The sequence below is a fragment of the Dietzia cinnamea NBRC 102147 genome (genome assembly GCF_001571065.1).
Taxonomy (GTDB): Bacteria; Actinomycetota; Actinomycetes; order Mycobacteriales; family Mycobacteriaceae; genus Dietzia; species Dietzia cinnamea.
This window is the reverse complement of sequence record NZ_BCSW01000128.1, coordinates 1-1,480: the sequence shown is the minus strand read 5'-3', so window position 1 is coordinate 1,480 and position 1,480 is coordinate 1. Positions and strand designations below refer to the sequence as shown.

Below are 1,480 nucleotides of genomic sequence, written 5' to 3'. Positions count from 1 at the left end.
GTGTCTGGGGTGGCCTGGTGGGTTGATGAGGGTGCCGTCGTCGGCGATGATGCGGTCGGCGAAGGCCTCCCACTCGCGTTCTCGGATGGCGTCGCGGGCCCGGGCCAGGGGGCCTTTGGGTCTGGTGCGGTGCTCGTGCCCGGTGTCGGTGCAGATGATCAACTCACCCAGCGGCCCGCACCGGTAGGTGTTGGTGCCGAACGTCTTCTCCCGGTGATGCTTGCGGCACAAGCACACCAGGTTCCACTCCAGGGTCGGCCCGCCCAGTTCCGGGTCGCGCTTGTTGAACGCGATCACATGATCGACGTCGCAGTCCTTGGCTGGCACCGAGCAGCCCGGGTGGCGGCAGGTGCCGTCGCGTAGCCGGATCCGCTCCGCCATGGCCGGGCTGATCAGGTATCGCAGTGCCTGGTCCGGCGAGTCGACGGCGCCGGGGGCGGGGTCGATGAGCTCGAACCGCACACTGGCCTCATCGCCCTCCAGCAGCTCCGCGCACAACCACTCGAAACTGCTGTACGTGCCGTGGACGAACTCCACCCGGTTCGGCAGACCCCGCACCGCCGAGGCGATCACACTGATCCGGATCGGCACCCCCGCCCGCGCCGCGTTACCGAGAGACGGCCGCGGCAGATCCGCCCCCACCCGCACCTGCCCCAGCTCGATCCCACACTCCTCAGCCACCGCCGCCGCAGCGTCGGCGGTGCCGGTCGCGGCCGCGCCGGTGGTGGCGGTATCGCCGGCGGCGGTGTCGGGCGGGTACACCGCCAGCGCGGCCAGGGCGTCCGCGCGCAACTGATCGATCGGCCGGTCCAACCCGTCCGCGGCCGCCACCGCGGCATCGGTATCGATCCGCCGGCGCAGCAACTCCGCATCAGCGGCGGTGAGTTTGGCCCACATCGTGGCCATCCCGTCACGCCCACCGCGGAACCGGACCCGGCGGGTCTGCGCGGCCGCCTCGGCCGCCTCGGCCGCCCCGGCCGGATCGCACCGCTCCACCGCCTCATCGATCGCCGAGTCCACCGCCGGCCGACTCGGCCGATCCCCACCCTCGAGATCGCCGGCGAACCGGGCCAGCACCTCGTCCTCCACATCGGCCACGATCGCATCGGGCACCTCGGCCAGACGGCACGCGATATCGATCGCCATCTGCTCCGGCATCACCCCCCGCGCCACCACCGACGCAAGGCGGGACAAGCGGGTGTGGATCTGCACGCCCGCGGTGACCAGCCGCTCGGCATGCCAACACGTCAACTGACACGCCGCCACCAGATGATCACGCGCCCGCGCCGCCGGCGCCAACCGCGCATACCCCGGCCGACCCGACCCCGCAGGCCCCTGCTCGTCCTCGGTCTGCGCCGCGCGGGTGAACTGCGCGACCAACACATACGCAGCCTCCAACCGCGTCGCACCAGCTCGGTTCTGCGCCAGCGTCGCCGCGCGAGCCGCCTCACTGACCGCCGCCATGTCCAACGCGCCCAGA

The 1,480-nt window shown here is 72.0% G+C and carries 1 protein-coding gene; it reads right to left on the bottom strand.

Going from position 1 to position 1,480, the window contains the following annotated elements; translation table 11 throughout:
- The coding region (locus tag DCI01S_RS16425) for an HNH endonuclease signature motif containing protein (protein WP_156482669.1) at positions 1-1,479 on the bottom strand (1,479 nt) is incomplete at its 3' end.
- Between the last annotated feature and the right edge of the window lies 1 nt (position 1,480).